This window comes from Laceyella sacchari (genome assembly GCF_004343255.1).
In the GTDB taxonomy this organism is placed as follows: Bacteria; Bacillota; Bacilli; order Thermoactinomycetales; family Thermoactinomycetaceae; genus Laceyella; species Laceyella sacchari.
This window is the reverse complement of sequence record NZ_SMDD01000011.1, coordinates 1-7,315: the sequence shown is the minus strand read 5'-3', so window position 1 is coordinate 7,315 and position 7,315 is coordinate 1. Positions and strand designations below refer to the sequence as shown.

Genomic DNA, 7,315 nt, shown 5'->3' with positions numbered 1-7,315 from the left:
CAACAACATAACGTCTGGTGATGATGGCGGAGGGGATCCACCCGTTCCCATACCGAACACGGAAGTTAAGCCCTCCAGCGCCGATGGTACTTGGGTCTAAGCCCTGGGAGAGTAGGTCGTTGCCAGGCCACCAACCCCCACTTCATTCTGAAGTGGGGGTTTTTGTTGAATAAGGGCAGAGTGAGGGGGTACAGCACTCTTTTTGCAAAACAAATTAAAGAAAATTCATTTACTCGGTTGCATTTACAGGCGATTCTGATATACTACTGATAACAACAGAGATCATACCTATTAACACTTTGTTTTTAGCAAGAGTTCGAATCCTTAAGCAAATTAAAAATGAAGTAGCCGACTTATGCAAGAGAATGAACGTAAACTTATTTTAAACAATAGGATTATTTATTTTATTCATTATATAACTACAATAGTTGTTGACAAGATGAATAGAGGTTACTATAATCGTTTTTAATAACTTGACAAAGCAATCATTTCACATTCTCACAAACTCACACCCTTACAAAATGGTTTACCGGTGGCTTCAACCGGATGACAGGCAAGAAGACGGTTAAGTGTTTTAAGATTGAATTTTTAGAAAATAACAACACAACTTTATCACTTAACTACGGTGAAGAGGACAAGCGGAAGTGGGCGCTGACGGTACAGAGAACCATCTCATGGCTGAGAAGATGGGCGTCATCCCATTTCATGCATCACCTCTGAGTTTTGCCTTTCAAAGAGGAAGCATTCTCAAGTAGAAGGCAACGGCTGGTTTCCGTTAGCAAACTAAGGTCCTGCAAAGGACTTGGTGAGTCTGCTTTTCGTGAGAAAAGTAGAGAAGCTGAGTGGTACCGCGAGTGTTTCTCGCCTCAGCGTCAAATCAAACGTTTGAAAGGAAGAGAAACGTTTGTTTGATCGCTGGGGCTTTTTTGTACTGACTCATGGGATGGCAATCGCTTAGGAGACCTCCCGACCATGCCTTCAATAAACAAATCAGCTTGTAGGCGTTTCTTGTTGAGAAGCGAATGTTGGGTAAACCATTGTGAGGAAAGGTTGTGAAACAGGATGAACACTGGAGTTAGTCAGAAGATTGAAAAAATATCCGGTGCCAGGATGGTTGTCCAGTGTTTGAAACGCTTAGGTGTCGACACGATTTTTGGATATCCTGGTGGTGCGATATTGCCGATTTATGACGCGCTTTACAACAGTGGAATCCGTCATGTGTCGACGCGACATGAACAGGCAGCCATCCATGCTGCCGAAGGATATGCCCGCGCAACGGGGAAGGTGGGAACGGTGATGGTCACCTCGGGGCCAGGTGCAACCAACTTGGTAACCGGCATTGCTGACGCTTTTATGGATTCTGTCCCTCTTGTCATCATTACGGGTCAGGTGGCCACATCTATGTTGGGAACAGATGCTTTTCAAGAAGCGGATGTGCTGGGAATCACGTTGCCTGTAACCAAATACAGTTACCAAGTGCATGATCCAGCCGAGATTCCAAAGATTATCCAAGAGGCTTACCATGTAGCTGGTTCAGGTCGACCCGGGCCCGTTTTGATTGACATACCGAAAGATGTGTCTAATGCGGAGGCTGAATGTCAGTATCCAGACCGAATCTCTTTGCCCGGCTATCGTGTCGCGGAAGAACCCGATCCAGAGCAAATTGCCAAGATCGCCACTGCGATTGCCCAAGCTCGGCGCCCCCTTTTATATATCGGTGGTGGCATCATTCACGCTGAAGCGTCAAGGGAGTTGAGGAATTTTGCCAAACAGGCCAACATTCCCGTTGTCACGACGCTGATGGGCTTGGGGGCGTTTGAACCAGATGATCCGTTGTTTTTGGGAATGCTGGGCATGCATGGAACCTATGCCGCCAACATGGCTGCTTATGAATGTGACTTGTTGATCGCCTGTGGTGTGCGCTTTGATGATCGAGTCACAGGCAAGTTGGAACGATTCTCTCCCCATTCAAAGAAGGTGCACATCGACATCGACCCCGCGGAGATCGGCAAAAATGTAGCAATTGATTATCCGTTGGTATGTGATGTGCGAAAGGCGTTACTGCGACTGTTGGATCAAGCCCCCCGACCAGACAGCGATGCGTGGGTTAACCAAACAACAAACAGGGCACAAGCGTTTCCTTTAACCTATGAGCAACGTCCGGATGGGGAGTTGAAACCACAATTTGTTATCGATTATTTGAGTAAGGTGACGGAGGGCAAAGCGATCGTCACGACTGAAGTAGGGCAACACCAGATGTGGGCGGCGCATTTTTACCGGGTATGCCAACCGCGCAGTTTTATCACATCAGGTGGTTTGGGGACGATGGGATTTGGCTTTCCGGCGGCCATGGGGGCGCAGTTAGCCAAACCGGATGCGACCGTCGTTTGCATCGCCGGGGACGCTTCATTCCAAATGAATATACAGGAACTGCAAACGATCGCGGAAATGAACATCCCCGTGAAGATTTTTGTCATCAACAATCATTTCTTGGGGATGGTGCGGCAATGGCAGGAGATATTCTACGATGGACGTTATTCAGAATCGCGGCTTAGTTCGCCCGATTTTGTGAAAGTGGCGGAAGCGTTCCATGTGAGAGGGATACGCGCCACCACCAAGGAAGAAGCGGAACGCGCCATTGACGAAGCGTTGCGTTATCCTGGTCCGATCGTGGTTGACTTCCAAGTAGAAGAAGAGGAAAGTGTGTTTCCGATGGTACCTCCGGGCAAAGGCAATAATGAGATGATTTTGGGAAGGTGGGAAGGATGAAGCAGACAATCAAGCTGAGGGTGAATCCCAAGTCTAGCGCATTGGCGAGAGTTGTGGGGATGTATGTGCGCAGGGGCATCGACATAGAACACCTGCTGGTGGAGAAAGAGGAGCGATCCGACTTTTCTACCATGACGATCACCATGGATTGTGACACTTTCAAATTGGAGCAGATGATAAGGCAGTTAAGCAAGCAAATTGATGTCATCGCTGTTCAGAAATTGTCTGGCGAAAGCCATTAAATCTCACATTCACACAAATATCGAAAAAGGGAGACGGATAACATGCATATGTATTATGACAATCATGCGGATTTAAGCGTTTTGGCAAACAAGACGGTGGCGGTGATCGGCTATGGGTCTCAAGGGCATGCTCAAGCGCAAAACTTGCGGGATTCCGGCGTAAACGTGGTGATTGGGTTGAGACCCGGCAAATCATGGAAACAAGCAGAGGCTGACGGTTTTGAGGTGCTGACGGTTAGAGAAGCGAGCGCCCGCGCCGATGTGATCCAACTTTTGTTGCCTGATGAATACCAAGCCAAGGTGTACAAGGAAGAGGTGGCGCCTGGATTGACTGCCGGCAACATGCTGCTGTTTTCACACGGGTTTAATGTTCACTTCGGCCAAATCGTTCCTCCTGAAGATGTGGACGTGGCCATGGTGGCACCCAAGAGTCCTGGTCACTTGGTGCGTCGCGTATTTAAACAAGGCGGTGGTGTGCCGGGGTTGCTGGCGGTTTATCAGGATGCGACGGGCCAAGCCAAACAGGTTGCACTTGCTTATGCCAAAGGATTGGGCTGTACCAAAGCGGGGGTATTTGAAACAACTTTCCGCGAAGAGACGGAAACAGATCTGTTCGGTGAGCAAGCTGTTTTGTGCGGAGGCATGACAGCCTTGGTCAAAGCAGGATTTGAAACGTTGGTGGAGGCCGGATACAGTCCTGAGATTGCCTACTTTGAATGTCTGCACGAATTGAAACTGATCGTAGATTTGATGTACGAAGGAGGTCTTTCCCGGATGCGCTATTCCATCTCCGACACAGCCGAATTTGGGGATTACATGACCGGGAACCGCATTGTCACTGATGCGACCAAAGAGGAGATGCGCCAAGTGTTGCGTGAAATTCAACAAGGGGAATTCGCGAAAAAATGGATTCTCGAAAATCAGGCAGGGCGTCCTTCTTACAACGCGATCAAGCAGCAAGAGGCCAATCATCCGATTGAAGAAGTGGGGGCCAAATTGCGTCAAATGATGAGTTGGATGCAGAAATAAGCGAAGCAGAGGGCTGGATGCGGAGGTCGGTGAGGAGATGATCAATGTAAAAGAGGCCGTCGGCCCGGGCGATGTGGTGAGTGCCCGGAGCGCGCTCAAGGACGTCATAAGACAAACGCCACTGGAGTATGACGCGCTATTATCCGATCGGCATCAATGTCAGCTTTATCTCAAACGTGAAGACTTACAGGTTGTTCGTTCTTTTAAACTCAGAGGGGCTTATCACTTTTTAAGCCGCCGTTCAAGAGATGAATTGGATCGCGGGGTCGTATGCGCGAGCGCTGGCAATCATGCGCAGGGGGTTGCCTACTCTTGTCGCATGTTGCAGGTGCAAGGAAAAATATTCATGCCTACCACTACGCCTAATCAAAAGGTGAACCAGGTTGCGCGTTTTGGCGGTCCATATGTGGAGATCGTCTTGACAGGAGATACGTTTGACGCTTCGTTCGCTGAGGCGATGCGAGTGTGTGAGCGAGAACGAAAGCTGTTTGTGCATCCTTTTGATGACCCGGATGTGATCGCTGGGCAAGGAACTGTGGGATTAGAGATCATTGAACAGTTTCCCGGTTCCATTGATTACTTGTTTGTCGGCATTGGCGGAGGAGGATTAGCTGCCGGTTTGGGCACCTACCTAAAAAAGGTCAGTCCTATGACCAAAATCATTGGTGTGGAGCCCGCCGGCGCCCCGGCGATGCATGCGTCATTGTGCCAAAACGAAAGAGTCATGTTGCGCGAACTGGATAAATTTGTTGATGGTGCGGCAGTGCAGCAAGTGGGCACGCTGACACTGGAGATTTGCAAACAAGTGCTGGACGACGTGGTACTGGTGCCAGAAGGGAAAGTTTGTTCTACCATCCTGCAATTGTACAATGAGAATGCGATAGTTGTAGAACCTGCAGGAGCGTTGGCCTTGGCTGCCCTCGATTTTTATCGGAACGAGCTCAAGGGCAAAAACGTGGTCTGTGTGATCAGCGGCGGGAACAACGATATTGACCGTATGTCTGAGATTAAGGAAAGATCGTTGATTTATGAAGGATTGAAGCATTATTTCATCATTAACTTCCCGCAACGAGCCGGCGCTTTGCGGGAATTCATCAATGGGACTTTGACGGAGCAGGCGGACATCACCCGATTTGAATATATCAAGAAAAATAACCGTGATAGCGGCCCCGCTCTGGTGGGAATTGAGTTGAAGGAGAGGGATGAATATCCACTGTTGATTGAACGAATGGAACAAAATCAGGTGGATTACATGGAAATCAATAAGGATCCGAACTTATTTCATCTGTTGATTTGACTGACCAGGAGGGATGCCGTGTGAGAAAAATGAGAAGCGACACGATCAAACGAGGGTTTGACCGCGCTCCGCATCGTAGCTTGTTGCGGGCGACTGGACAAATTCGGGATGAGTCCGATTGGGATAAACCGTTCATCGCCATCGCCAATTCATATATTGACATTATTCCCGGACACGTTCATCTGCAAGCGTTTGGCGAATTGGTGAAAGAAGCGGTGCGTGAAGCGGGCGGCGTACCGTTTGAATTTAACACGATCGGGGTGGATGATGGGATTGCCATGGGACACATCGGCATGCGCTATTCCCTTCCCAGTCGAGAGATTATCGCTGATTCCATAGAAACGGTGGTGTCAGCCCATGCGTTTGACGGTTTGATCTGCATTCCCAACTGTGACAAAATCACTCCGGGCATGATGATGGCGGCTTTGCGAGTAAATATTCCCACCATCATCGTGTCCGGCGGTCCCATGAAAGCGGGGAAAACAAGTGACGGTCGCTCCATTTCTTTGGCTTCCGTGTTTGAAGGTGTCGGCGCTTACCAAGCGGGCAAGATTAACCAAGCCAACCTGGAGGAATTGGAACGGTATGGCTGTCCAACATGCGGCTCTTGTTCAGGGATGTTCACCGCCAATTCTATGAACTGCCTGCTGGAGGCAATCGGTTTGGCTCTCCCGGGCAATGGAACCATCCTGGCTGTGAGCGAAGAGAGAAAAGAGCTGGTCAAGCAAGCGGCGAAACAACTTTTGCGATTGATCGAGTTGGATTTGAAGCCGCGTGACATTGTGACCGAGAAGGCCATTGACAACGCGTTTGCTTTGGACATGGCCATGGGAGGATCTTCCAATACAGTGTTGCATACGTTGGCTATTGCTCATGAGGCGGGATTAGACTATTCATTGGAGCGGATCAACCAGTTGGCCCAAAAAGTGCCGCATTTGTGCAAAGTCAGCCCCGCTTCCGACTATCACATTGAAGACGTGCATCGGGCAGGCGGCGTCTCCGCCATTTTGAACGAGCTTAGTAAAAAAGAGGGAGCCTTGCACTTGGATCAGATCACTGTCACGGGCAAAACCTTGGGAGAGAATATCTTGGGAGCGGATATCTTGGATCAAGATGTTATTCGGCCATTGCCGGATGCCTACTCGCACACAGGTGGTTTGTCGATCCTGTTTGGCAACTTGGCTCCCGATGGCGCTGTGATCAAATCAGGCGCCGTTCAAAACGGCATCACCCGCCACGAAGGGCCGGCCATTGTTTTTGATTCCCAAGATGAAGCTTTGCAAGGTATTGCTTCAGGAAAAGTGCAAGCGGGACATGTTGTCGTCATCCGATATGAAGGTCCCAAAGGAGGGCCGGGCATGCCCGAAATGTTGGCGCCAACATCTCAAATTGTGGGGATGGGCTTGGGAACGAAAGTGGCCTTGGTGACAGATGGGCGCTTTTCGGGGGCAACTCGAGGGATTTGCGTTGGCCATGTTTCCCCTGAAGCTGCGGAAGGAGGCCCCATTGCCTTCATTGAAGACGGAGATATTGTAGTGATTGACATCGAGCAAAAGAAATTGGAAGTGCAGTTGTCGCCAGAAGAGCTTGAACGAAGACGAGCCAAGTGGTCCGGTTTTGAGCCAAAGGTGAAAACGGGGTATCTTGCTCGTTATTCCAAACTGGTTACCTCCGCCAGCACCGGGGGAGTTATGAAAATTTGAGGGTAGTAAAAGCGGGCACAGTCAATCTTATTCATATTGTTGCCCGCCTCCTCCTCATTCCCGCAGGATAAAGAAGTGAAATAATCTGAATAGATGAAATAAGGGTTTATGTGTTGACTTAAATGCAATCATTTAGTAAGATCGTATTTGTCGCCGCGATGAGCGGTGCAAAATGATATGAAGTGTTCCTTGAAAACTAAAGAGTGACAACGTGACCTGTCAATTCGATGAAACACTTAACACTTTAGTGTTTAGTGTTTCACAACTCCGCGAGC

At 49.1% G+C, this 7,315-nt stretch carries 5 protein-coding genes and 1 rRNA gene; all 6 read left to right on the top strand.

Going from position 1 to position 7,315, the window contains the following annotated elements; genetic code table 11:
* Positions 1-13 precede the first annotated feature (13 nt).
* The 6 genes from rrf to ilvD all read left to right on the top strand — a co-directional run bounded on the left by rrf (position 14) and on the right by ilvD (position 7,040).
* A 5S ribosomal RNA gene (gene rrf, locus EDC32_RS15975) occupies positions 14-128 on the top strand.
* Positions 129-1,062: 934 nt separating this feature from the next.
* Positions 1,063-2,769 carry a biosynthetic-type acetolactate synthase large subunit gene (ilvB, locus tag EDC32_RS15970; RefSeq protein WP_132223934.1) on the top strand — a complete coding sequence of 569 codons (1,707 nt, stop codon included), beginning with the start codon at positions 1,063-1,065 and terminating at the stop codon, positions 2,767-2,769.
* The gene (gene ilvN / locus EDC32_RS15965; RefSeq protein ID WP_022739119.1) at positions 2,766-3,011 is read left to right on the top strand and encodes an acetolactate synthase small subunit; all 246 of its coding nucleotides are present in this window, start codon (positions 2,766-2,768) and stop codon (positions 3,009-3,011) included. The genes ilvB and ilvN overlap by 4 nt, the downstream gene beginning before the upstream one ends.
* A 42-nt stretch (positions 3,012-3,053) precedes the next feature.
* A complete protein-coding gene (locus EDC32_RS15960; RefSeq protein WP_132223931.1) occupies positions 3,054-4,040 on the top strand; it encodes a ketol-acid reductoisomerase in 987 nt (328 codons plus the stop codon).
* 37 nt (positions 4,041-4,077) lie between these two features.
* Positions 4,078-5,337, top strand: coding sequence for a threonine ammonia-lyase IlvA (gene ilvA, locus EDC32_RS15955; protein ID WP_132223928.1), 1,260 nt, complete (start codon positions 4,078-4,080; stop codon positions 5,335-5,337).
* A gap of 20 nt (positions 5,338-5,357) precedes the next feature.
* Positions 5,358-7,040 carry a dihydroxy-acid dehydratase gene (gene ilvD, locus EDC32_RS15950; RefSeq protein WP_132223925.1) on the top strand — a complete coding sequence of 561 codons (1,683 nt, stop codon included), beginning with the start codon at positions 5,358-5,360 and terminating at the stop codon, positions 7,038-7,040.
* The last annotated feature ends 275 nt before the right edge of the window (positions 7,041-7,315 follow it).

Coding starts and splice junctions, on each gene's coding strand:
- ilvA (WP_132223928.1), top strand. CDS start 4,078: ATGATCAATGTAAAAGAGGCCGTCGGCCCGGGCGATGTGGTGAGTGCC.
- ilvB (WP_132223934.1), top strand. CDS start 1,063: ATGAACACTGGAGTTAGTCAGAAGATTGAAAAAATATCCGGTGCCAGG.
- EDC32_RS15960 (WP_132223931.1), top strand. CDS start 3,054: ATGCATATGTATTATGACAATCATGCGGATTTAAGCGTTTTGGCAAAC.
- ilvN (WP_022739119.1), top strand. CDS start 2,766: ATGAAGCAGACAATCAAGCTGAGGGTGAATCCCAAGTCTAGCGCATTG.